We start from the raw sequence: 24,752 nt of genomic DNA, 5'->3' as shown, positions 1-24,752 counted from the left end.
GTACGGTGTGCCTGACGAACCGCAGCGCCTGACTTTACGACTGCTGCGCAGCCGAACGCAGGCTCGACAGCTGCTGCGGCAATTTCATCGCGGACAAATCCTCTCCACCTGCCGCGCACTGATCTAGTGTTGTATCTAAGAAGCTCGCCGGTATCGCCAACGCCTGCACAGGTGCTTGCCAACCAATAGCCTATGATCTCGGACCGTTGCCAATCTGCTCTGGAGTCAGCAATCTGACGCGACGTTCGAGCCCCACACTCCGCTGCCCACAGGAGCCCAGCATGACCGCAACCGTTCTGGTACTGGTTGAAACCATCAATGAATACCTGCCGATTCTCGAACATCAGGGGTTTCATTTGATCCTGGCCCCAACCCCGGCCGAGCGCGCTGCCGCCATTGCCCGGCAGGGCAGCCAGATCGATGCGGTGCTGACGCGTGGCCCGTTGGGCCTGTATGCCAATGAAATCGCCGCCCTGCCCAACCTCAAGATCATCTGCGTGATCGGCGCCGGTTACGAACACGTCGACCTGCAGGCCGCCGTCAACCGAGGCATCACTGTCACCAACGGCGCCGGCGTCAATGCCTCCTCCGTTGCCGATCACGCCATGGCGTTGCTGCTGGCACTGGTTCGTGACATCCCTCGGGCAGATGCTGCCGTCCGTCGGGGCGAGTGGCCGAAGATCATGCGTCCTTCGCTGGCCGGCAAACACATAGGCATCCTCGGCCTCGGTGCCGTTGGCCTCGCTATCGCCAAACGTGCCGCCAACGGCTTCGATATGAGAGTGAGCTACCACAACCGCCAGCATCGCAGCGATGTGCCGTACAGCTATTGCTCGACGCCTACCGAGCTGGCACGCCAATCAGACTTTCTGATAGTTGCCACCCCGGGCGGGATCGGCACCCAACACCTGATCAACCGGCAAGTGCTCGACGCCCTGGGGCCCAACGGATTCCTCGTCAACATCGCCCGAGCCAGCGTGGTCGTCACGGCGGACCTGATCACCGCGCTCGAACAGCGGCGGATCGCCGGTGCCGCGCTGGATGTCTTCGACCACGAACCCCAGGTACCGGACGCCCTCAAGGGGTTGGCCAACGTGATTCTGACTCCGCATGTCGCCGGATTGTCCCCGGAGGCCACCCAAGGCACCGTCGAGCTGGCCGGCAAAAACCTGACGGCGTTTTTTTCCGGTCAACCGGTACTGACGCCCATTGCGTTACCGCCACCGTCGACAACCACCCGGCTCAATCACTAAAGAACGCCCAACAGTGTCCAGAGTCGTCGGGATTCGGCATCGGCGCTGATCAGTTCGCCCAGCAGCTCGCTCAGGGGCTTGTTGCCCCACTCCACACCCCGCTTGATCAGATAGGGCACCGGGCTGTGGGGTTCGGTGCGCGCCAGGTACTCGGCGATCAGCAGCAATTGCCGGTACGCCTCTTCACGATTCGCCGGTTCGCTGAACACTTGGGGCACTGCAAGGACTTCAGACGCGGCGGTCGGGCTGGGGCTCGATGCAGCCACCACTGGCGTTTCGACCGGAGGCGCCGGGGTCGGTTTTCGTGGATGCATGGCGATAAACTCCTGAACCAGGGTCAACAACGCGTCGATCACGTCCTGCAGCGCCTTAAAGCCTGGGGCCTGATTCCCGAGAAAAGCGTCGCTCCACACCTCCAGGCGCTGCAAGTGCTGCTGACTGAGCAGCAGACTGCCCTGGCTGCGCAACCAGAATGACAACGGTGTGGCACGAATCTGTTCGGTGATTTTTTTCTGTTCGTTGCGCGCGTTCTCGGCCGAGGTCTTGGCCGCTTTACTGTCGCTGCCCTGCACCTGTTGCAACTGCAACCGGCGCCAGGCGTCCAGACAGAAGCCGTCGAATTCGTGGTTGTGCGGTTCGAACAACGGCACTCGGGTCAGCAACACTTCAGCGTAGCGTCGAGCCAACCATTCCAGCGGTATCACTCGCCACGACAGGTCGCCATCCTCAGCCTGTGGGTGCAGGTGTTCGGGATAGCGTTCGCACAACCCGGCCACCAGCGCCAGGCTGCCCGGCAACCCATCGAGCCCGTCCTGATGCAGCCAGGCCTCCCCCAGCCAGGCGCTGAGCATCAAATCCTTGCTGCGCTCGAGCAGCAGGCTCGTGGCCAGTTTTTCCAGCTCCGGCCACTGGGCGCGCTTGATCGACGACTGCCACACCCCCGTCGGCAAACTGGTGTCATCCTCGCGGCGCAGTTCGCGCAACCGGTCGAACTCGGGTTCATAACGCAAATCCTGACCACAAGGCGCCTCCTTGCTGATCGGTTCGAGCAGTTGCGTAATCAGTTCCGGCAACGGTGTTGATGGTTGATTCACAGGCCCTCCTCCTCATGGGATTCAATCGCCGCGGTCGAGCGCGTCACCAGGAACGGTGAACGCGGAGCCCGGGTCGGCAAGGGCTGAATGGACAACGGCAATTTCGAGCCCTGGGTCATCAACGACAGGCGCACAAACATCAGGGTTTGCTCCGCTGCGCTGGCCTGCGTGGTCACGGGCAGGCGCAAGGTCAACGGAAAATCCGTGTAGTCCAGGTTCGGCTGGCGCTGCACCGACACGTGCGAACGCATCAAGCGCAACAGCGACCATGGACCGCTGTACTCCCAACCCGCTTCCAGATCACGCACCACCAGGCTCGGCTGTAACGGATCGTTGGCCGGACGCTGATAGCCATTTCTGGCCCAACGCAAGGTCAGCCGGACTGGTTGGCCGACCATCCAGCGCAGGTTCTGCTGAGCTTCGCCGGGGTAGTTGATCTGTTGATTCCCGGCATTCAAGCCCCAGGCAATCACCTGGTCGGCACCGCGCTCTTCCTCCCGATCGGTACGCCAGCGCACATCCATCTCCACCCCCAGCACGCCGCTCTTGTCGCGCACGAACATCGGCCCCAGCCAGGTGCTGGCTTGCTTCAGACGATTGAGAAAGTCCTCGGCGGCCAGGCGTTCCGGGGTCTGGCTCAGAGCCAATCCGGCCTGCGCCACCGGCAAACGCTTGTCGATCAGCTCCAGCAAATGCTGGACCCGGGCCGGGTCGGCGTCGCTGGCCTGCAAGCCATTGGCAAACGGAAAGCGCTCTGCCAGGTACTGGTTGAAATAATTGGCCAGCTCATTCCAGGCCGCCGCAGCCTGCTGCTGTTGCAGGAACTGGCAGCGTTGCATGGCGGTTTGTTGCAGATCCACGGCGCGCAATGCCAACGTTCCGCGCCCACCGGACAGGTTGGCGGTTTGCAGGATCTGGCCACAGGACGCGACGTCCATTTCGATGAAGTCGCGGCTCACCAACTGCTCGATCTGCGCTGGCGAACTGGCGGGGTTCTGTTCTTTGTATTTGAGCAGTTCATCGTTGAGCGCACTGAACTGCGTCACCCGTTCGTAATCCAGCGCCGAGAGGTTCTGTTGCTGGACTTTCAGCCATTCCAGCGCCGAAGTGCGGCGTTCGGTGATGCCGAGCATGGTATTGAACTGCTGCTTGAGGCTCAGTTTCAGATCCTGAACGTCATTGGCGCCATACAGTTGCAGGCCGAAGTTTTTCGAGCCGTCCCACTGGCTGATTTCGGTGCGCCCGCTGAACAGCGGCTGGGCGACGATTTCATCGAGGCCACTGACGATGTCGGCCAGGGCGCGGCGGTTCAAAGCGGTTTGCAAACGCGTGGCCAGATCGCTGCGGCGCACTTCGACAAAAGCCTTTTGCAAGGCAATCGCCTGAGAGGCCTGCACATTGAAGACACCACTTTGGACCTGCGCATTGTGCTCGCGCAGGCTCGACAACATGGCCTTGACCACCGCGCCTTCGGCCGCTTGCAGCAACGCGCCGCGATACGCCGGGGGGATGCGCGGCAGCTCTTCGGCGGCATAACTCTTGTAACTGGCGAAGTAGTTCAGCGCACTGTCGAGGTCGTCGCCATCAACACCGCGCCCCTGTCCATCCGGGACGTCGGACTGATCCGCCTGCAAGGCGATGGCGACGAAATCACGCTTGAACAGTGCCTGCACCGCGTTGTTCAACTGCACCACATGCTCCTGCAAGACCAGTTGCCCGCTGCCTTGCTGAATCAGCAAATTGTCCCTGGCCCCGGCCTGGGTGATCCACTGGTCACGAAAGCTCTGCTGCAACTTCGACGCCTGTTGATCCAGTTGCTGTTCGACCTGCGGACCAAGCAATGTGCTTTGGCGCACCTTGTCCATCATCGCCCGGTAACCGGGCACCAGATCCTGTCCCTTGCCCCGGCTCCACGCCGAGTTGGTCAAGCCGACCAGCGCTTGCAGGTCGTCGATCAACGCCCGCAGATCTTCCAGCTCGGTGAGGGAATTGCCGCTGCCGACCTCTAGCCGCTCCAGGTGCAAACGTAGATAACCGGCCTGACGGACAAAGTTGTCAGCGAGAAAATACTGGTCCAGCCAGCGCTCCATGAGCCCGAGGAAGTTCTCCTCGATCTGCGCGCGCTCGACGGTCAGGTCAAGTGGTTTCAACTCACTGTTGTCGACATCCAGCAGCGCCCGGTTGTAAAAACCGGCGCGGTGCAACGTGCCAGCGTTGAGGTTCAGCGACAGGGCGTTGTTGCTCAGCAACACCAGGTCTTCGAGCGGCGCCTTGGTGTTGTTCAGCGCCTGACTGAACCACTGGTTCTGCTGCTCCAGACTCACCGCACGCTCGACCAGCTCCGTGGCCTTGACGTAGTTTTGCCATTGGGCCGGGTCTTCGCTTTCGACGTTGCCCCGTCGTTCGGTGTTGCGAATGGTCTTGAGTTGCGCCAGATCCGCGCTCAACAGATCGCGCAGCGGCAACAACAAGTGACTTTGTGCGGTCAGGCGCAATTCGTTCTCCAACTGCGCATCCAGCGAGGAGAACCAGGAGGTCGGAAACACCACCGAGGTGAAGCGCCAGCGCTGCGCCTTCTCCAGCACCCGCCAGAAACCCTGGACGTTGCGCCGGGTCGCCTCCAGCCGATGAGATTCATCCGTGACCGCCACGTAATTTTTCTGCGCCCCTTGCATCAGGCGCGACAACTCATGGGCATCCTTTTCCGAGTCCTGCCACACCCACAGCATGCCAGCGCCCCACAGCAGCGCGACCACCAGCGCCACCCCACCGGTCACGCGCTGCCAGCGCTGACGCAGGCGTAACAGACGCGGCACCACCTGAGCCAGACCGCGCTCGGCGACCACCCGCCGCTGCCACAGTTGCCGGGCGAAAGCGCTCTGCTGCAAGCCGGTGTCGTAGGCCGAAAACCCGTCGGCGCTGTCATCCGAGGGCTGGTTGGCGGTGAAATAAACCCCGCGAAAACGCGGTGCTTCGCCTTGCGCATTACCCTGGAAAACCGGTTCCAGCAAGGATTGCAGATTGCGCCGCAAGGCTTCGAAGCGTTCCGGCAAGCCGTACAGATCGACGCTCAATTGCCCGGACAAGGCGCCGATTTCGATGATCGATTCCGCCAGGGCCCGGTTGACCTGATCCAGCGCCTGATCGCTCCATTGCGCCTGCCACACCGCATCGGGCCCGTGGGGCGAGGACCAGCCGAGCGTACGTTCGCGAGCCTCGACCGGCAGCGCGCTAATCAACTCCTGAAAACCCGGCAACTCTTCCATGCCGGTAACGACCACGTACACCGGCAGACTCAAACCGAAGCGCTGCAATAGATCGATAAAACGTCGACGCGCCGCCAGGCCGAGGGCCGCCGCCTGCTCGGCATTACCCAGCCGACTGATCGGCACCGTCCAGATCACGCCGTCCAGCGGACGCTGACTGCGCAAGCGCAGGATCAAACCCAGCAAGCGCCACCAGCCACCCCGTTGCAGGTGCATGCCTTCATCCGGCAAAAACAGCGCCTGGGGCACCACCAATACGGCACCTTCGGGGTCCGACCACCAGCGACCGAACCAGCCCGGTTTGTCGGTGGGCTGCAAGCGCCACTGGGTGCACAACTGCGTGCCCTGAGTCTCGTTGCCGAGCATCAGCAGCCAGGGAATCTGGTAGCGATCCCGGGTGCCCTGCTCCTGCTCCATCTGCCGCACCGCCAGGTAAAAACTGCGGATCGCCGCGCCGCTTTGCGTGCGCAACCACCAGACCGCCACGGCGACAATCGCCAGCACCAACAGCACGACGATGATCAGGCCGATAATCCCCAGCGTGCTCATGAGTCTTGCTCCGAGGTGACCACCGAATCGGTCAGTTGCAAGACCGGTTCGAGCTCCTGGCGAATGTCACGCCAGAACAACTGCCCCAACCCGGTCAGCAGCAGGACCACGGCAAGAATTCCCAACCCCAGGCGAAAGCCATCGGGCAACGAAAGACGCACCGGCAATTGCAGCGGCGTCACCGCCGAAGGTTGTTCGAGCCGGGCGCTGACATCGGCATAATCCGCCTCGTGCTGCCAGGCAAAGGTGAACAGCGCCAGGCGCCATTTTTCATGCTGGGCCTGATTCTGTTCACCCCGCAGACGCCCCTGAAAGCCCAGCACCAGGCACTGCAAATAGACATTGGCCAGATCGCGAGTGGTAGGGATTTGCTCATCCAGCAGTTCCTTGATCGCCAACGGTATCCGCTCGCCGGCCTGACGACTGGAGTACATCCGCGATTCCAGGGGTTTATCCTGCCAGGCCGACTGGCCCGGCCACGGCGTGAACAGCAAGGTTTCATCGACCAGCGCGACAAAGGCATAGACCAGCGCTTTGACTTGTTCAGTGGCGGCGTCACCGACTTTGGCGAAGGCCGTTCGCCAGAGGCGTTGGGAGATTTGCGTGGAGAGTTCGACCACCGCTTCCACCAGCGCTTCGTCTTCGCTGTCCTTGGGCAACTGGCTCCAGTCCTGGGACCATTGCTGCCAGGCCTGGCGAAAAGCACTGCTCAGCGGCGCTTCGTTGAGGCCGCGTGTACCTGTCCCGGCATTCCCCTCAGACATATGACGTTCCTTCCTCGATCAAGCACTTTCACTCGCCTGGGCCACAAACAACACCACTTGCCATGGACTGCTGGCCAGCCTGGAAGCCGGTGCGGCAATCAGCAACGGCAACTGCCCGTCGAACCATTGGCCTTCGGCCGTCACCACGAACAACCGCGTATCGTCGCCGACGCCGTAGGCCACTTGCTCATTGCGACTCATGGCCTGATGGGACAAACCGCTCATGCGCTGACGGCTGAGCAATGGGATGTGCGGCTGCGAGGCGATGATCGCTCCGCTCAACCATTCGCTGGCGGCCTGTTCGCTGGCGCCATTGGGCATGCGCAAACCGATGACCAGCCGTTGGCTCGGTTGGTCGTCGGGCAATTGAATCGAGAAGGATTGTTCGTTGCGCTCGAACGCCAGGCTGCGATAGCCGGCGCGGATCAGTTCGAGGGTCTTTTCCAGCCAGTCGAGCACCGTTTCATAGCCGCGCTGCAACTCCAGAAAATCCAGCGGGGCGAACGCCGGAACACCCGCCAATGGATCGAGCGCCGACCAGGCGCCGGTCAGCCCGAGCAGCGAGCCATACAGCGCCTGCGGCGTGGCCACGCGACTGTTCAGCAGACCTTCGACTTCCGGCAACCGCGCCCACAGCGCGGTCAACTGACGCCGGATTTCCATCGAATCATCCTGATTGCCGGCCTGCTGCGCCTGGCGCAAGCGACCGGCGAGGAACATGCATTTCTCCCGCGCCCTGGCACACAGTCCCGCCACGCGCCGGCCCACCACCGATTCGGGTAACAGGCACGGCGTCGGTGGTGTGTAAGGCAACGCAAGAAAACCGCCGCCTTCCTTGCGAATTCTCAGCAGCGGCAGGCAGACCGAATCGGCCTTGTTCAGTTGCGTGCACAAACGCGGATTCGGGCGCCACACCGTGATCGATTCGGGGTACTCGCCGCTGGTGAGATCCGGTAGCGCATCGCCGACCACCGACTGCAATCGCCCCTTGAGCGGCAGTAACTGACCGGCACGCCACAGCGGACTGACCGCCAGGTAAACGGTGACAGTGGCGTTGTCCGTGGCGTCGATCGCTTCACTGACGTCGAGCTCCAGCATCGGCCCGACACCGGCCTGCAAATTGACCGGCAAACCGTCCGGCAACGTCGCCTGCAAATTGAGCAGGCGCACCAGCCCGGCGCTCAGTGCCGAGGGATCGAATTCAACGCGGGTCACGCCCCAGAACCACGGATTACATGCTTGGGCGAAATGCGCTACCAACGCCTCGGCCCGGAGCCCTTGCAACTGAAAATGCTGGGGCAGCAACTGCATGCCCTCATGCCAGCAAACCGCGTCAGGAAGCAGACTCATACGATTCCCTTCGACCTCTCGTGACGCCGCACCAATGGCGGCCTGGCTCCTACATGTCTGTTTACGCGCCTTAATCCCCCGGTGTTCAGTTCGGGGGATCGCTGACCAGTGTCATCTCGCGACTGTCGAACTTGAGCCAGGCGTTGCTTTGATCGTCCAGCCGCAACCGGTGTGCTCCGGGAGTGGTATAGCTGGCGAAGACTAAAAGTCCAGCCGCCCGCTTCCCCCCCAACGGAAAGGGTTGTTTGTCGATGAATTGACCCGGCACCAGCTCCAGTCCCCAGACTGTCATCAGCTGTCGGTAGTCGCGCTGATACTGCTCACGCTCGGCGAACCACTGGCGGGCGGTGATACCCGACAATTGCTTGAGCAGATCTGCGTCGTTCACCGCAATGAAGTCCACCGCAATCGGGGTGTCGTCGTTGGCGCGGGGCGCGACGTCCAGCGTCAGGTTATCGAGATCGACGCGAGGCCCGAACAACGAACACCCGGCGAGTGAGAGGAGCAGAACCAAAGAAAAAAGACGTGCGTACAAAATGAATTTTCCTTTTCTCGACACGGTCCAAAAACGTTTTTCGTTTGCTTTTTTATAGACCTGTTCTAGCGTCTTGGGTAGTTCGGTCGGCACGACGAATTCGGAAGGTTCGTCAAAGGAATGACAGGTCCTCTGCCCTCCCTTTCTAACCTACGGTCCAGTAAGGGAATGCGATGAAACGGGCCTCCCGATGCATTGCTCCCGCCTCATGCATCGGAGTCAGCCACCATGGCAGAAAGTACTCAGCACAAGCTAGACAGGGTTCGCCCACCCCGGGTGCAAATCACCTACGACGTCGAAATCGGCAACGCGATCGAGAAGAAAGAATTGCCATTGGTTGTCGGTATTCTTGCCGACCTCTCCGGCAAGCCTCTCGAACCACTCCCGAAATTGAATGAACGGCGTTTCACCGAAATCGACCGCGACAACTTCAATGAAGTCCTCGCCTCGATCGGCCCGCGCGCCACCTTGCAGGTCAACAACACCCTCAGCGGCGACGACAGCAAGCTCAACATCGAGCTCAACTTCAAACACATCGATGACTTCGACCCGGTCAAGGTGGTCGAGCAAGTCACTCCGCTGCGGCGTCTGTTCGAAGCTCGCCAGCGTCTGCGCGACCTGCTGACCAAACTCGACGGCAACGATGATCTGGACAAGCTGTTGCGTGACGTCATTGCCAACACCGAGGGACTGCAAGAGATCAAGTCGGCTCGTCCGGACACCGCCGCTCCCGCTCCTGCTGGCGACAGCGAAGCACCGGCTGAACCGCAAGCCTGATCGCTCATCCACCCAGGGAGAATTTTGCCATGCCCGCCTCATCCGCCGCCCAGACCCAAGCCAGTGACAGTGCAAGCGAGACCTTGTCCTTGCTCGATGAAATAATCGCCAAAGGCCGCATGGCCCATGACGACAGCCAACAGGATTACGCCCGCGACATGCTCGCGGAATTCGCCACTCAGGTCCTCGATGAAGGCATGGCCGTCGACAAGGACACCGTGGCGATGATCAACGACCGCATCAGCCAGATCGACGAGCTGATCAGCGCTCAACTGAACGAAGTGCTGCACCACCCGGACCTGCAGAAACTTGAAGCCTCCTGGCGCGGCCTGCACTTGTTGGTTAAGAACACCGAGACCAGTTCCCGGCTGAAATTGCGCCTGCTCAACGTGACCCAGAAAGAGCTGCAGAACGACCTGGAAAAAGCCGTCGAGTTCGACCAGAGCGCGCTGTTCAAGAAGATCTACGAAGAGGAATACGGCACCTTCGGCGGCCACCCGTTCAGCCTGTTGGTGGGTGACTACACCTTCGGCCGGCACCCGCAGGACATCGGCCTGCTGGAGAAACTGTCGAACGTCGCGGCGGCCGCCCATGCGCCATTCATTGCCGCCGCCAGCCCTCGGTTGTTCGACATGAACAGCTTCACCGAACTGGCCGTGCCACGGGATCTGTCGAAAGTGTTCGAGAGCCAGGAGCTGATCAAGTGGCGCTCGTTCCGTGAAAGCGAAGATTCGCGCTACGTATCGTTGGTGCTGCCGCACTTCCTGCTGCGCCTGCCTTACGGTCCTGACACGTCGCCGGTGGAAGGCATCAACTACGTCGAAGACGTCAACGGCAGCGACCACGGCAAATACCTGTGGGGCAACGCCGCGTGGGCCTTGTCGCAACGGATCACCGAAGCCTTCGCCAAATACGGCTGGTGCGCGGCGATTCGCGGAGCCGAAGGCGGTGGTGCGGTGGAAGGCTTGCCGGCCCATACCTTCCGTACAACCTCCGGTGACCTGTCGCTCAAATGCCCGACCGAAGTGGCGATCACCGACCGTCGCGAGAAAGAGCTCAACGACCTCGGTTTCATCGCCCTGTGCCACAAGAAAAACAGCGACGTGGCGGTGTTCTTCGGCGGCCAGACCACCAACAAATCCAAGGTCTACAACACCAACGAGGCGAATGCCAACGCGCGGATTTCGGCGATGCTGCCGTACGTGCTCGCGGCCTCGCGTTTCGCGCACTACCTGAAGGTGATCATGCGCGACAAAGTCGGCAGTTTCATGACCCGCGACAATGTGCAGACCTACCTCAACAACTGGATCGCCGACTACGTGCTGATCAACGACAACGCGCCGCAAGAGATCAAGGCGCAGTACCCGTTGCGTGAAGCCCGGGTGGATGTGACCGAGGTCGCCGGCAAGCCCGGAGCCTACAAGGCCACGGTGTTCCTGCGGCCGCACTTCCAGCTTGAGGAACTGACCGCGTCGATCCGCCTGGTCGCGACCCTGCCGCCACCGGTAGCCGCCTGACCTGCCTCCCGCCGGGGTCAACCCGGCGGGATTCCCCTGCTTATCTAGCACGATTACTTTCAGGAGTTTCATGCGATGGATGCAATCATTCTCGACCTCGGCGGCGACATCAAAGGCGATAGCTTGCTCGAGGGTTACAAGGACAAGATCGAAGTCATGTCCTACAGCCACAACGTGGCCATGCAGGTGACCAACGACGTCAGCAACTCGGAGCGCACTTCCGGCAAGCCGCACATCGGCGAGTTCACCCTGACCAAGTTCGTCGACAGCTCGACGCCTTCCCTCAACGAATATTGCTGCGCCGGCAAACCGATCCCCGAAGCCAAGATCACCATCGGCCGTAACGCCGCCGAAGGCAGCGGTAAGCTGATGCCGTTCATCATCTACACACTGACCAACGTGGTGCTGTCCAATGTCAGCGTCAGTGGTGGTACGGGTGGCAAACCGGTGGAAACCATTTCCCTGAACTTCACCAAGATCAAGTGGGAGCTCACCGCCCAGAAAGACGACGGCACCAAGGAAGGCACGGCCGCCTCGACCTGGGACATGGCCGCCAACAAGCTCGTCAAGTAAGCGGACGCGTCGGCCATGGCAGGCACCGGCATGCTCCCACCGTTGTTCGAGCGCCTCGCCGCCAGCGAGGTCGACACCGTGCAGGTGTTCGATCGCCAGGGGCTGCTCGACTCGGTGCACACGGAGTTGCTGCGCCTGTTCAACACCCGACGCGGCTCACGTCCGCTGACCTCCCCACCGAGCATTCTCGACTACGGCATCGCTGACTGGACGGCCTTGCAACAGCAGCGCAGCGATGACCGTCGTCAGTTGGCGCGGGAAGTGCGCGAGGCCATCAGCCATTTCGAACCGCGCCTGCAACTGGGCGAGGTCCAGGTCAATCCGGTCCCCGGCCATCCGCAGCAACTGAGCATTCGGCTGGTGGGCGAATTGCGCAGCGGCCAGCAGCACTGGCCCGTGGCATTTGTCATCGAGAAGGCCAGCCATGGTCTTGAGGTGCGTCATGAGCGACTCGATTGACCCGCAACTGCTCGATTACTACCAACGCGAACTGACCTGGCTGCGCCACGCCGGGAGCATTTTTGCCGAGCGATATCCCAAGGTCGCCAGACGCCTGGAACTGTCCCCCGGTGAATGCCCCGACCCACATGTCGAACGGCTGCTCGAAGGTTTCGCCTTGCTCGCCGCACGCCTGCAACGGCGACTCGATGACGACTACGCCGAATTCAGCGATGCCTTACTCGAACAGCTTTACCCGTTGGCCATGCGGCCGTTGCCGTCCTGCGCGATCGTGCAGTTCGAGCCGGACCCGAGCAAGGGCAACCTGAACGATGGTTATCCATTGCCCCGCGACACACCGCTATTCGTCACCACCAGCAAAGGCGAGAGCATCCACTTTCGCACCAGCGCCGCGGTTCGATTGTGGCCRGTGGAAATCAACGAAGCGCTGCTGCTGGGCAGCGACGAAGCCCAGGCCCTGACCGGTGTGGCGCAAGCGCGTTCGGCCCTGCGCCTGAGCCTGCGTTGCCTGGGTGAAAGCCAATGGTCGACGCTGGCCATCAAACAATTGCGCGTGCACCTGGCCGCCTCGCCGGTGATCAACGCCTGCCTGTATGACTTGCTCGGCGCTCACGCGGTAAAGGTGCTGGCCGGACCGGTCGGCAGCGTGCCGGTCATGCTGGAGGGGTTGCCGCAAATCGTCGGTTTTGCCAGCGACGAAGTGCTGTTGCCGGACGAGGACGGCGTGCATCCGGGCATGCGCCTGCTCGCCGAGTACTTTGCGTTCCCGGACAAATTCAACTTCTTCGACATTCCATTGGCCGGCGCCGCCAGCGACAGCCAGACGCTGTACCTGTACATCGTGTTCGACCGCGCCCCGGCCAACCGCCTGCACCTTCAGGCCAGCGACTTCGCCCTGGGCTGCGCACCGGTGATCAACCTGTTTCCACGAACCTCGGAACCACTGCGCCCGGACGGCACCCGCAGCGAGTATCGCCTGGTCGCCGACAGTCACCGGGAAAACAGCGTCGAGATCCACAGCATCCGCGCCATGCGCGCCAGCTCAAGCCAGGGCGTGCAACGGGTGCCAGCGTATTACGGCAGCCAGCATATCGGCGGCGACAAACAGTGCTATTGGCATGCGCGACGGGTCAGCGGCATGACCCCTAATCGGCTGGGCACCGACCTGATGGTGAGCCTGGTGGACACCCGGCTCGATCCGCTGACCGAGGCCAGCGAATACAGCCTCACCGCCGAACTGCTGTGCACCAACCGGCATCTGGCCCAGAGCCTGCCGGCCGGCACGCCCCTGGGTTTCGAACGACCGGGGCCGGTGGCCTGGGCCCGTTTGCGTAACCCGCCGAGCCCGCAGAGTTTGCCGCGACTGGATGGCGAATCCCGTTGGCGGCTGGTGTCGCAACTGACCCTCAACCATTTGTCACTGGTCGAGGGGCCGCAAGCGCTGGATGCCCTCAAGGAAATCCTCCAGTTGCACAACCTGCGTGACGAGGCCAGCGCCTTGCGGCAAATCGACGGTTTGTTAAGCCTCGGCTGCGAACGGGTGATCGCCCATGTTGGTGAAGACGCGTGGCGCGGCTGGCGCAATGGGCTGGAGGTCCGGCTGCAACTCGACCCACAGCATTTCGTCGGCAGCAGCGCCGTGCTGTTCTCAGCGGTGCTGGCGCAGTTCTTTTCACTCTATGCCACGGCCAATCGCTTCGTGCGCACGGTTCTGGTCCAGTCAGACAAGGAGGTCAAGACATGGCAACCCCAAGCCGGCATGCCGCTGTCCCTCTGAGTCTGAGTCAGAAGCTGCGGCGCGATCCGCAGGCGTTCGAGTTGTTGCAGGCGTTGTTGCTGCTGGAACGCGAACACCCGCAAGCCGAATCCCTGGGCAGCGGCACCGCCCCTCAAGCGGAAGCCTTGCGCCTGCGCGGGCCGTTGACGCCGCTGTTTTCCGCCAGTGAAATCGAAAGTCTGACTCAGGAAGCTGACCAGCCACCGACGCTCACGACACCAGTGTTTGGCCTCGGCGGGCCGGACGGCCCCCTGCCCTACGCCTATCAGGAATGGCTGCAACAACGGGCCCGGGCCAAGGATCACGCTCCGGCCGAATTCCTCGACCTGTTCCAGCATCGCTTGCTCAGCCTGCTGTACAAGGTGATGCGCAAACACCGGATCGCCGTTGGCTTCACAGCCCCCGGCGCGTCGCCGGTGCAGGCGCAACTGCGAGCGCTGACCGGGCTGTTGCCCAAAGCCTTGCAGGAACGCCAGGCCGTACCCGACTCTGCGGTACTGGCGTGCAGCGCGCTATTTGCCGACGGTCGTCGTTCCCTGGCCGGCTTCGCCGCGATCGTACGCGAGCACTTCGAACTGCCGGTAGAACTCAGCGCCTATGAAGGTGCCTGGCGGGAAATCCCACCGGCCAGTCGCAGTCGACTGCAACCGGGTGGGCGCAACCTGCAACTGGGTCGTAACGCGGTGGCCGGCACTCGGGTCTGGGATGAACACGCCGGCATCCGCCTGACCCTCGGCCCGCTGACCTCGGCGCAGGCGGCGCGGTTTCTGCCGGACGGTGAAGCCCATCCGGCGCTGGCCAGTCTCAGCGCGCTGTATTTCGGCCCCGACCTGGATTGCACACTGGTGCTGTTGGTGCGCGGTGCCAGTCCGATGAAACTCGGTCGCCAGGCCCCGCCCCTGCTCAGTTGGAACGGCGGCCTGCAACGCCAGACCAGCCTTGCCGTGCAACGGATCGAAACCCGCCTTCGTCAGCTGGAGATCACCTGAACATGGAACTGGCCAGCCTGATCGGACGCCTCAACCCGGACAACCGCCGCGCCCTCGAACGGGCCGCGCAGCGCTGCCTGCAACGGGGTCATCATTACGTCGAAATCGAACACTTGCTGCTGGAGTTGCTGGACATCGAGGGCGGCGACTTCGCCTGGCTGCTGCCGCGCTTCGGGCTGGAGCGCGATGCCCTGACGGCGGAAATCAACAAGGCCCTGGAACTGTTCAAATCCGGCAGCACCCGCACCCCGGCGCTCTCGGCGCACACCATCGGCCTGCTGGAAGACGCGGTGGTTCAGGCCAGTGTGCTTGGCCTGGAGAGCATTCGCTCCGGTTTGCTGCTACTGGCCCTGCTCGACCGTGATGAACGTCGCAGCCTGCTGCTCAATAGCGCCTCGTCGCTGTTGAAAATTCCACGGGAAGCCTTGCGCAGTAATTTGCTGGAGTGGACCGAAAACTCGCGCGAACACGTTGGCGGCACGCGGCCGGTCAGTACCGGCCATCCGCAACCGAAACAGGATTCGGTGCTCGACCAGTTCACCCAGGACCTGACCGCCGATGCCCACGCCGGGCGCATCGACCCCATCGTCGGCCGCGACGGCGAGATTCGTCAGTGCATCGACATCCTGCTGCGCCGTCGGCAGAACAACCCGATCCTGGTCGGCGCACCGGGAGTGGGCAAAACGGCGGTGGTCGAAGGCCTGGCGTTGCGCATTGCCGCCGGGGATGTGCCGCCGTCGTTGCAGGAAGTCAGCCTGCGGGTACTCGACCTCGGTCTGTTGCAAGCTGGCGCCGGGGTCAAGGGCGAGTTCGAGCAGCGCCTCAAAGGCGTGATCGACGCGGTGCGCAGCGCCGACAAACCGATCATTCTGTTCATCGACGAAGCCCACACCCTGATTGGTGCTGGCGGCGCGGAAGGCGGCAGCGACGCGGCCAATCTGCTGAAACCGGCGCTGGCCCGTGGCGAGTTGCGCACCCTGGCCGCGACCACCTGGCTTGAGTACAAAAAATACTTCGAGAAAGACCCCGCCCTCGCCCGGCGATTTCAGTTGGTGCAAGTCGAGGAGCCGGACGAAATCACCGCTGTGGAAATGCTCCGTGGCGTGGCTGCGAAACTGGAACAGCATCACGGTGTGCAGGTGCTCGACGCGGCGATCCACGAAGCGGTGAAACTGTCCCACCGCTACATCTCCGGGCGCCAGTTACCGGACAAGGCCATCAGCGTGCTCGACACCGCGTGTGCCCGGGTCGCCCTCGGCCAGCATGACGTGCCGCCACCGCTGGAAAGCCTGCGTCACCGCCAGCAAAGTCTCAAGGAGGAAGTCGAACGCCTGCGCCGCGAACAGGCCACCGGGCTTGATCACCGTGAACGCATCACCCTGCTGGAAACCGAATCCGTGGGTAACGTGCAGGCCATTCGCGAACTGGAAACCCGCTGGAACGAAGAACGGATCGCCGTGCGCGAACTGCTGGAAACCCGTCGCGAATTACTCACCTTGAGCGAACGCGCCGACAACGACAAACCGGACGAAGCCACCGACAGCCGCATCGATCATCTGGCCGCCGAACTGGTACGCCTGGAGGCMGGTCTGGACGCCATTCGCCAGGATGATCCGCTGGTGCCGGAACAGGTCGACGGCAAAACCGTGGCTGCGGTGATCGCCGGCTGGACCGGCATCCCGGTGGGCAAGATGCTCGCCGACGAAGCCCATGCCGTGCGCACCCTCGGCCAGCGCATGGGCCTGCGCGTCATGGGCCAGAGCACCGCGCTGAACACCATCGCCCAACGCCTGCAAGCCTACCGCGCCGGCCTCACCGACCCGCAAAAACCGGTCGGCGTGTTCCTGCTGGTCGGCCCCACCGGCGTCGGCAAAACCGAAACCGCTTACGCCCTGGCCGACGCGCTGTATGGCGGCGAACGCAACCTGATCAGCATCAACCTTTCCGAATACCAGGAAGCCCACACCGTCAGCCAACTCAAAGGCGCCCCACCCGGCTACGTCGGCTACGGCAGCGGCGGTGTACTCACCGAAGCGGTGCGGCGCAAACCCTATTCGGTGGTGCTGCTCGACGAAATCGAAAAGGCCCACCCGGACGTGCTCGAAGCTTTCTACAACGTCTTCGACAAAGGCGTGATGGAAGACGGCACCGGGCTGGTGGTGGACTTCAAAAACACCGTAATGCTCGCCACCAGCAACGTCGGGGCTGAGTTGCTGCTCGACACACCGACCGCGCAACTGGGCACCGATGCCTTCAACGAAGCGCTGCATCACGTGCTGCTGAAAGCCTTTCGCCCGGCGTTTCTGGCGCGCATGACGGTGGTGGCGTATCGGCCACTGGATGAAGCGACGCTGGAAGGGATTGTGCTGGCGAAGCTGGAGAAATTGCGCGGCCGGTACAAGGCTGCGACCGGGAAACAGTTTGAGTTCGATGCCGGGATTGTGCAGGCGGTGTTGGCCAAGTGCAGTGCGGCGGGTGCGAGGGATGTCGAGAATGTGTTGATGACGCAGGTGACGGGGAAGTTGGCGGAGTGGGTGTTGGAGTAAGTCCCGGACGACTGACTCTCTTGTGTAAACAGGAGCAAAGTGTAAACCCGAAGATGTCGCATAGCAGAGGAAGCAGTTGCCATGTGCTGTGCTGGTTATTTTTCGATGAAGGTAGTGCAGCCAATATGAGGTAAGTCATCATGCCGACCCGACTGATAATAGGCGCAGGCGTTTCCGCTGCAGTGTTCCTGAACACCTCATCCGATGGCTATAAAACTGTAGTTGTCGGTGAGGATGGACTATGGGCAAAACTCGTAGAACACCCCATGGGCCAGCCCGCCCACCTCCTGCACTTACCGGGTTCTCCACCACCGTCGTTCACGGTTGCCAATGGTGAAATGAGCCTGGACAACTTCCTCTCCTCAGGTGTTTTTCAGCAAGGCGTCAGTGAAATCGTCAAAGGTAGTCGCTACGGTCACAATCCTTCACGCAAGGTACGGCGGATATCCAAGTCACTCACCCAACCAGGAAATTACGTCGCCTGGTTTGATACCTCGCATGCCTTAATCGTTGAAAAAATAGTGATTGCCACCGGCATTGGCGCCCAACGTAAACCGCCCAAAATAACAGGAACACCTGCGCCCGGTGTTGAATACTCACAAGTTATCGAAGGTATCGAATTTCTTGAAGACGAGGAGCAACAAGTTCCCAATATTGACCGCGCTATCTACGGCGGTAGCGCCACCGCCGCCTGGGTGGTCGATATTGCCAGCAAACACTCGCCAAAGATGAACTGGCTTGCCCGCCCCGGYGGCTCCGAATTCACGGGAGCAGTACTGCCTGGGGCCAGGAATGCAAAGATCATCAAGCTTTGCGAAACTCACAACCTGCAGTTATTAAAAGAGGTTACCGAGGTCGAATATGTTGGTGAACGGTTGCATATACACGTCAAAGACGAAGATTTCTGTTATATCGCCGATCAGTTCATTTATTCATTAGGCGGGGACGACAACCCTACTGTTACGGATCATATCTATCAGGTAATGGACCCAGACATCAGGGATGACCTTTCTCCTATCCTCGACGCCAGCGGTGCATTAGGCACGCAATACAAAAGTGTATTGGCACTGGGCACCAGTGACAACGGAGTGATGATTGTCGGTGCTGCCACTTACAACTTCACCGCCATGACAGTCAATCCTACCTCAGGAAAACCGGTTCCCACTAAAAAGAAACCGGCACCCATGGCCCATTTACCCTGGAATGCTCAAGTTCCCGATGGTATCGCCGTGGTGGTGGCCAGTATTTCTGCCCTGAACCACTATATTCCCATCAAACAGCGTCTGACACTCAACTATCAGAACACCTATCAGGAATATGCCATTACTGAAAACAACACCAACATAAATCTGGCAGACGCCAACCAATTAGCCGTATTGTTCACCTTAATGTTTGACGAGTTATCGGCCAATCAGATCAACGATCTTGTGATTCGGACCATCATGGCCCGCAGCAGAAAAACCAAGGGTAGCACTGAGGTATTCGGCCTCAGCAAACGCGACTTCTACAACCTTATCAAGTCGAGAATTAGTTTCATATCAGACACTTCAATAGATGAACGCTGCTCATTGGCCGGACTTAAGCTTAGTTGATGCCGCCGCGCCAAGAATGGTTCGCTGCGAAGCTGATTCATTGACCACCTGAGGCTACTTGATGCCCCGCTCCGTCGATGCCACCACCAGCCTTTCCCTCACCGCCGCCTCGCTGTCGGCGCTTTACCCTGAATCCCTTTCCGGCGAAGAGGCCCTCAACCAGCTCGGCTCGCAAATTCTCAACGGCCTCAACGACGGCTCCTCGCTCACCCTGACCACCGCCGTCGCCACCCACGTCACCGCCACCCTGCACAACGACGCCCTCACCCGCCCGCTGGACGCGCTGGTCGCCGAAATCCGACAACTCCCCGCCGACGCCACCGCCGAGCGCTATCAGCTTGTACTACGGCCATGGCTCTGGTGGCTGACCCTTGCCAGCAACAACCGCGTGTTCCAGAACCTCAGCACTTCAGACATCGTCACCACGATTTTCAAGGCCCACGCCTTCACCGACTTCAAGCTCTCACTCACCGGCAGTTACACCCCGCGCGAATACTGCGTGCAGTACGGCGAAACCGATTTCGCGTTCGTCTCGCGGTTGCTGGAGGAAGAAGGGATTTTCTGGTTTTTCACCCATGAGGACGGCAAGCACACGCTGGTGCTGGGTGACAGTAACGATGCGTTTGTGCCGATTCCCAATGGACCCAAGGTCAGCTATCTCGGCCAGCAACTGGGCGAACGTGAACTGCACGGCATTCGCTCCGGGCAGGTCTGCGTTCAGGCCGTGGCTGGTGTGTATCGGTCGACGGATTATGAATTCACCACCCCGACCACATCGCTGTACGGCCAAGCCGAAGCGGTGGCCGGGCCGCGTTCGATGTATGAGCATCCGGGCGGCTACAACGCCAAGGCGCGCGGCGATGCATTGACCAAGCAGCGGGTCGACGGCTTGCGCAGTCAGGAGAAACGCTTTGTCGGTGAAAGCGACTGCCGCTGGCTGGTGCCGGGGCACTGGTTCACCCTCGCCGGGCACGATGATTCAACGTTGAACATCGATTGGGTAGTGACGGCGGTGACACATGACGCCAGTCACGACAGCTATCGCAATCGCTTCGAGGCAATCCCCAAGGCCACGCCGTACCGCCCGGAACGCATCACCCCCAAACCGCGCATGCACCCGCAAACGGCAATTGTCGTCGGCAAGTCGGGCGAAGAAATCTGGACCGACGAATACGGCCGGATCAAGTTGCAGTTCCCTTGGGACCGCGACGGCAAGAACGACGAAACCAGTTCCTGTTGGGTGCGAGTTGTATTGCCCTGGAGCGGCAAGGGCTTCGGCATGCAGTTCGTGCCGCGCATCGGCCAGGAAGTGATCGTGACCTTTATCGATGGCGATCCGGATCGACCGCTGGTAACCGGCTGCGTCTACAACGGTGACAACGCGCTGCCCTATGCGCTGCCGGCGAATCAGACCCAGTCGGGAATCAAGACCCAATCGTCCAAGGGCGGCGGCGGTTTCAACGAGTTGCGCTTCGAGGACAAGAAAGACGCCGAAGAGGTGTTTTTGCAGGCGCAGAAAGACCTGAAGATCAACGTGCTCAACGACACCACCGCCACGGTCGGCCACGATGAAACCCTGACCGTGAAGAACGCTCGCACGCGCACGGTGAAGGACGGCGACGAGACCGTGACCCTGGAGAAAGGCAAACGCAGCGTGACCATCCAGACTGGCAGCGACACGCTCGATGTGAAGGACAGCCGCACGGTGACCGTGGGCGCCGACCAGACCCACAGTACCGGTGGCAATTACACGCACAAGGTCACCGGAGATTACAGCCTGACGGTGGACGGCAACCTGACCATCAAGGTGACCGGTACCCTGACCTTGCAAAGCGGCGGCAGTTTTTCGATCAAGAGCGGCGCCGATCTGGCGGCCGAGGCCAGTACGTCGATCAGCCAGAAGGCCGGGACCTCTCTGAGCAATCAGGCTGGCACCTCGCTGGAAAACAAGGYCGGCACGACCATGACCAACGATGCCGGGATCAGCCTGACCAACAAGGGCGCCGCTTCGCAGACCGTGGATGGTGGCGGCATGCTGACCATCAAGGGGGGTCTGGTGCAGGTCAACTGATCAGGAGAAGCCATGGCCATCACGCCGCTGGATTTGCAACAGAACGATAAACAGCTCAAAGGGCGCCTGCTCGATGGCCAGCTCGACGGTGCGCTGCACATCAAGGATGACGGGCGTGCGCAGGCTGATTTGCACTACAGCCACGGCGAGCTGCAAGGCACCACCCTGCTCTACCACCCCAATGGCAAGGTCTCGGCGCAGTTGCCGTTTGTGCGTGACAAGCTGCAGGGGGTTGCCAGTTTCTATGCCCCCGAAGGCAGTCTGCAGCGCAAGGCAACTTATCGCCGAGGGCTGTTGCATGGCGAGGCGTTCAATTACTTTCCCGATGGGCAACTGGCGGAGGTCGAGTTTTACCGCGACGGCGTGCGCGACGGGCGCTATCAACGCTTTCATCCGAACGGCAAGCCGGCCGTCGAGGCTCGATATCTCAACGGTCAATTGCTGGAACCGGAACAGGGCTTCGCCAGCGACGGACGACCATTGGACGCCGACGGCAAGCCGATCTCACGGGTGCGCTGGTGGTTCAGACGCTGGAGCGATCCTTCTCAAGCCTGAGCTCTGTAGCAGCTGCCGAGCAACGCGAGGCCGCGTTCGGCTGCGAAGCAGTCGCAAGTCCGGCTGACGCAGTCTGCCTGATGTACCGCAGTCTCAGGTTTTACGACTGTTTCGCAGCCGAACGCAGCCTCGCAAGCTCGACAGCTGCTACGGCCAAACACAGGCTTCGCCAGCTGCTACAGAGGTTGTGGCGATCAGGGAATCAGCATCYGCATCTGCCCCGGCATCACGATTTTGATCACTCCGGCCCAGTTGCACATCAAGGTGCTGTTGGCATCGATGGCCGGCATGCCGCCCAGCAGCAGGGTCGGCGCGCCGCCAGGGATCCATGGGGTGGCGGTGGCCGGGATGCACGGCATCGGTGTCAGCACGCCAAGTGCCGCGGCGGTGGCGGCCRCGACCATCGGGTTGGCCATGCTCATGCACGTGCCGAACGGCATGACGTTCACCAACGGAATGTGGTCCATGATGTTCGCCGCCGGCATGCCCCCGGTCATTGTGCGGTTCACTGGCAGCACGTTGAGTACCGCCGGCGCCGCGCCGAAACTGCATTGCAGGGTCGCGGTGGCGCAAACTTGCGGACAGCCCATGTTGAATCTCCTTCCTGGAAGCGACGCTCCCTGAACCATAGTCCGCCGCGCCTGTTCGCGCACATCAGGAACGCTGATTATCCGGCAACACGCTAACCTATAAGACCGTGCCGCGCTTGTGGCCACCCCGGCGCGCCATTAGATTAGTCAATGATGTCTGGCCTCCAAAATAAGCAGAAGGGATAAGCATGGCGCTTACTGACCAGTCCACCCGTATCCGCTCTGGCGAAGAACTCGATGCCAGCCTGATCGATCCATACCTCAAGGCGCACATTCCGGGTCTGAGTGGTTTGCCTGTGATCAGCCAGTTTCCGGGCGGTGCGTCGAACCTGACTTACCTGCTGGAATACCCCGAACAGGAATTCGTCCTGCGTCGGCCGCCGTTCGGCCACAAAGCCAAGTCCGCCCACGACATGGGCCGTGAATTTCGCATCCTCAATCAGCTACGGGACGGTTTTCCCTATTGCCCCAAAGCCTACGTGCACTGCACTGACGAATCGGTGATCGGCGCCGAGTTCTATGTGATGGAACGGGTCAAGGGGATCATCCTGCGCGCCGAACTGCCACCGGAACTGGGCCTGGATTCGGCGAAGACCGAAAACCTGTGCAAGAACTTCATCGACAAGTTCGTCGAACTGCACCGTGTCGACTACAAGGCTTATGGCCTGGGTGACCTCGGTAAACCCGAAGGTTATGTCGCGCGGCAAATCAAAGGCTGGAGCGAGCGCTACGAAAAAGCCCTGACCCCGGACGCGCCGAAGTGGGAAGCAGTAAAGGCCTGGCTCAACGACAAAATGCCAGCCGATCACCCGACGTCGAGCATCGTCCACAACGATTACCGCTTCGACAACGTGATCCTCGATCCGAACAACCCGATGCAGATCATCGGTGTGCTGGATTGGGAGCTGACCACCCTCGGTGACCCGCTGATGGACCTGGGCAACACCCTCGCCTACTGGATCGAAGCCGACGACCCGGCACCGGTGCAACTGATGCGCCGCCAGCCAAGCCACGCCCCCGGCATGCTGACCCGCCGCGAATTCGTCGATTACTACGCCGAGCGCGCCGGCATCCAGATCGACAATTTCGACTTCTACTACACCTATGGCCTGTTCCGTCTGGCCGGCATCGTGCAGCAGATCTACTACCGCTTCTTCCATGGTCAGACCCAGGACAAACGCTTCGCACAGTTCATTCACATGAACAAACTGCTGGAGCAGATGAGCTTGCAGGTCATTCAGAAATCCAGCCTCTGATCGGGCCCCATAACAAGGAAAAATCATGTCCAAGACTCAGTTGTTCGACCTCGACGGCAAGATCGCTTTCGTCTCAGGTGCCAGTCGCGGCATCGGTGAAGCCATCGCCAAACTGCTGGCGCAGCAAGGTGCCCACGTGATCGTTTCGAGCCGCAAGCTCGACGGCTGCCAGCACGTCGCCGACGCGATCATCGCCGCCGGCGGCAAGGCCACCGCCATTGCCTGCCACATCGGTGAGATGGAACAGATCACCCAGGTCTTCGCCGCCATCCGCGAACAATTCGGGCGTCTGGACATCCTGGTCAACAACGCCGCGACCAACCCGCAGTTCTGCAACGTGCTGGACACCGACCTCAGCGCCTTCCAGAAAACCGTCGACGTGAACATTCGCGGCTACTTCTTCATGTCGGTGGAAGCCGGCAAGCTGATGCGCGAACACGGTGGCGGCAGCATCATCAACGTCGCCTCGATCAACGGCATCTCGCCGGGGATCTTCCAGGGCATCTACTCGGTGACCAAGGCAGCGGTGATCAACATGACCAAGGTGTTCGCCAAGGAATGCGCGCAGTTCGGCATTCGCTGCAACGCCTTGCTGCCGGGTTTGACCGACACCAAGTTTGCATCGGCGCTGGTGAAGAACGAGGCAATTTTGAACACCGCATTGCAGCAGATTCCACTCAAGCGCGTGGCGGATCCGAGTGAAATGGCCGGTGCGGTGTTGTACCTGGCGAGTGATGCTTCCAGCTATACGACCGGGGTTTCGCTGAATGTGGATGGTGGGTTCCTGTCCTGATTCGGTTTTGCGAATAAACCGAAGGCAGCCTCAGGGCTGCCTTTGGTGTTTGATCGGCGGGCTCGTGGAAGACTCTCGCCTGTTTCTGAGATGCATCGGGTGTCGGGTAATGGTTTGTATTCGAGGGACTGGACCCAGGAACGACTCTATTCCCCCTGCACAAACTCAACCGGCTTCCCAGTCAAATCCAGCGTAAGCATCCGGTGAAGACACCCACCCTGATGCAACATCTAGGGCAACGGGGTCCTCTGCGGCATTACCTCAAAACTTACTTCTGACCTATTCGAGTTGGTAATTCAACCAAATATGGTGCGTGCCATCGGTATCGACTTTGATCCCTCCTGATCCCGATATCCCTCTCAAATCGCCTGTACCACTGCCTCCGACTATGCAGAAAAACTCATCTGCCCGATCAGTGCCGGTTGTGGAGGCAGAGTGGATGAAAT

At 61.0% G+C, this 24,752-nt stretch carries 20 protein-coding genes; 13 read left to right on the top strand and 7 right to left on the bottom strand.

The features are described from left to right. Positions 1–281: 281 nt before the first annotated feature. Positions 282–1,253 carry a 2-hydroxyacid dehydrogenase gene (locus AC1DIS_RS01755; protein WP_018929656.1) on the top strand — a complete coding sequence of 324 codons (972 nt, stop codon included), beginning with the start codon at positions 282–284 and terminating at the stop codon, positions 1,251–1,253. Here the strand turns inward: AC1DIS_RS01755 and tssA are convergent. The 5 genes from tssA to AC1DIS_RS01730 all read right to left on the bottom strand — a co-directional run bounded on the left by tssA (position 1,250) and on the right by AC1DIS_RS01730 (position 8,811). Next, positions 1,250–2,347 carry a type VI secretion system protein TssA gene (tssA, locus tag AC1DIS_RS01750; protein WP_111453522.1) on the bottom strand — a complete coding sequence of 366 codons (1,098 nt, stop codon included), beginning with the start codon at positions 2,345–2,347 and terminating at the stop codon, positions 1,250–1,252. The two genes, AC1DIS_RS01755 and tssA, sit on opposite strands and share 4 nt — an antisense overlap. Beyond that, entirely contained in the window at positions 2,344–6,162 is a 3,819-nt protein-coding gene (locus AC1DIS_RS01745) for a type VI secretion system protein (RefSeq protein WP_477742976.1), read from the bottom strand. The genes tssA and AC1DIS_RS01745 overlap by 4 nt, the downstream gene beginning before the upstream one ends. Further along, positions 6,159–6,926 (bottom strand): DotU family type IV/VI secretion system protein, encoded by a 768-nt coding sequence (locus AC1DIS_RS01740; RefSeq protein WP_086946045.1) that lies wholly within the window; start codon positions 6,924–6,926, stop codon positions 6,159–6,161. Before AC1DIS_RS01740 ends, AC1DIS_RS01745 begins: the two co-directional genes overlap by 4 nt. 18 nt (positions 6,927–6,944) lie before the next feature. Further along, complete coding sequence (gene tssK / locus AC1DIS_RS01735; RefSeq protein WP_064618253.1) at positions 6,945–8,276, bottom strand: type VI secretion system baseplate subunit TssK; 1,332 nt, start codon at positions 8,274–8,276, stop codon at positions 6,945–6,947. 85 nt (positions 8,277–8,361) lie between these two features. Continuing rightward, positions 8,362–8,811 carry a type VI secretion protein gene (locus AC1DIS_RS01730; protein ID WP_477743226.1) on the bottom strand — a complete coding sequence of 150 codons (450 nt, stop codon included), beginning with the start codon at positions 8,809–8,811 and terminating at the stop codon, positions 8,362–8,364. 228 nt (positions 8,812–9,039) lie between these two features. On the opposite strand from AC1DIS_RS01730, the gene tssB reads away from it, so the two are divergent. The 10 genes from tssB (at position 9,040) to AC1DIS_RS01680 (ending at position 21,667) form a co-directional block, all read left to right on the top strand. After that, positions 9,040–9,588 carry a type VI secretion system contractile sheath small subunit gene (gene tssB / locus AC1DIS_RS01725; RefSeq protein ID WP_026331704.1) on the top strand — a complete coding sequence of 183 codons (549 nt, stop codon included), beginning with the start codon at positions 9,040–9,042 and terminating at the stop codon, positions 9,586–9,588. A 29-nt stretch (positions 9,589–9,617) separates the two neighbouring features. Then, positions 9,618–11,105, top strand: coding sequence for a type VI secretion system contractile sheath large subunit (gene tssC, locus AC1DIS_RS01720; protein ID WP_019648924.1), 1,488 nt, complete (start codon positions 9,618–9,620; stop codon positions 11,103–11,105). 75 nt (positions 11,106–11,180) lie between these two features. After that, on the top strand, positions 11,181–11,678 hold the full coding sequence (locus tag AC1DIS_RS01715; RefSeq protein ID WP_018929664.1) for an Hcp family type VI secretion system effector: 498 nt from the start codon (positions 11,181–11,183) through the stop codon (positions 11,676–11,678). Positions 11,679–11,693: 15 nt separating this feature from the next. Further along, positions 11,694–12,137, top strand: a complete 444-nt coding sequence (gene tssE, locus AC1DIS_RS01710; RefSeq protein ID WP_019648923.1) for a type VI secretion system baseplate subunit TssE — start codon at positions 11,694–11,696, stop codon at positions 12,135–12,137. Beyond that, the gene (gene tssF, locus AC1DIS_RS01705; RefSeq protein WP_477742975.1) at positions 12,121–13,914 is read left to right on the top strand and encodes a type VI secretion system baseplate subunit TssF; all 1,794 of its coding nucleotides are present in this window, start codon (positions 12,121–12,123) and stop codon (positions 13,912–13,914) included. The genes tssE and tssF overlap by 17 nt, the downstream gene beginning before the upstream one ends. After that, a complete protein-coding gene (gene tssG, locus AC1DIS_RS01700; protein ID WP_477742974.1) occupies positions 13,878–14,903 on the top strand; it encodes a type VI secretion system baseplate subunit TssG in 1,026 nt (341 codons plus the stop codon). Before tssF ends, tssG begins: the two co-directional genes overlap by 37 nt. A gap of 2 nt (positions 14,904–14,905) precedes the next feature. Continuing rightward, on the top strand, positions 14,906–17,449 hold the full coding sequence (tssH, locus tag AC1DIS_RS01695; RefSeq protein WP_019648920.1) for a type VI secretion system ATPase TssH: 2,544 nt from the start codon (positions 14,906–14,908) through the stop codon (positions 17,447–17,449). Positions 17,450–17,589: 140 nt separating this feature from the next. After that, entirely contained in the window at positions 17,590–19,041 is a 1,452-nt protein-coding gene (locus AC1DIS_RS01690) for a hypothetical protein (RefSeq protein WP_064618264.1), read from the top strand. Positions 19,042–19,102: 61 nt separating this feature from the next. Then, positions 19,103–21,112, top strand: a complete 2,010-nt coding sequence (locus tag AC1DIS_RS01685; protein ID WP_477780729.1) for a type VI secretion system Vgr family protein — start codon at positions 19,103–19,105, stop codon at positions 21,110–21,112. 12 nt (positions 21,113–21,124) lie between these two features. Continuing rightward, entirely contained in the window at positions 21,125–21,667 is a 543-nt protein-coding gene (locus AC1DIS_RS01680; RefSeq protein WP_477742972.1) for a toxin-antitoxin system YwqK family antitoxin, read from the top strand. A gap of 194 nt (positions 21,668–21,861) precedes the next feature. On the opposite strand, the gene AC1DIS_RS01675 is transcribed toward AC1DIS_RS01680, so the two are convergent. Continuing rightward, positions 21,862–22,257 (bottom strand): DUF4280 domain-containing protein, encoded by a 396-nt coding sequence (locus tag AC1DIS_RS01675; RefSeq protein ID WP_477780728.1) that lies wholly within the window; start codon positions 22,255–22,257, stop codon positions 21,862–21,864. A gap of 188 nt (positions 22,258–22,445) precedes the next feature. Here AC1DIS_RS01675 and AC1DIS_RS01670 point away from each other — a divergent pair, with 188 nt between their 5' ends. Next, a complete protein-coding gene (locus AC1DIS_RS01670; protein ID WP_477742971.1) occupies positions 22,446–23,513 on the top strand; it encodes a phosphotransferase family protein in 1,068 nt (355 codons plus the stop codon). 25 nt (positions 23,514–23,538) lie between these two features. Next, positions 23,539–24,306 carry an SDR family oxidoreductase gene (locus tag AC1DIS_RS01665; RefSeq protein WP_018929676.1) on the top strand — a complete coding sequence of 256 codons (768 nt, stop codon included), beginning with the start codon at positions 23,539–23,541 and terminating at the stop codon, positions 24,304–24,306. Positions 24,307–24,585: 279 nt separating this feature from the next. Here the strand turns inward: AC1DIS_RS01665 and AC1DIS_RS01660 are convergent, their stop codons facing one another. After that, positions 24,586–24,747: a DUF3224 domain-containing protein gene (locus AC1DIS_RS01660; protein WP_477780740.1), complete on the bottom strand. Its 162-nt coding sequence runs from the start codon at positions 24,745–24,747 to the stop codon at positions 24,586–24,588. Between the last annotated feature and the right edge of the window lie 5 nt (positions 24,748–24,752).

Source organism: Pseudomonas sp. 05N433 (assembly GCF_056396925.1).
This window is presented reverse-complemented; position numbering and strand designations above follow the sequence as displayed.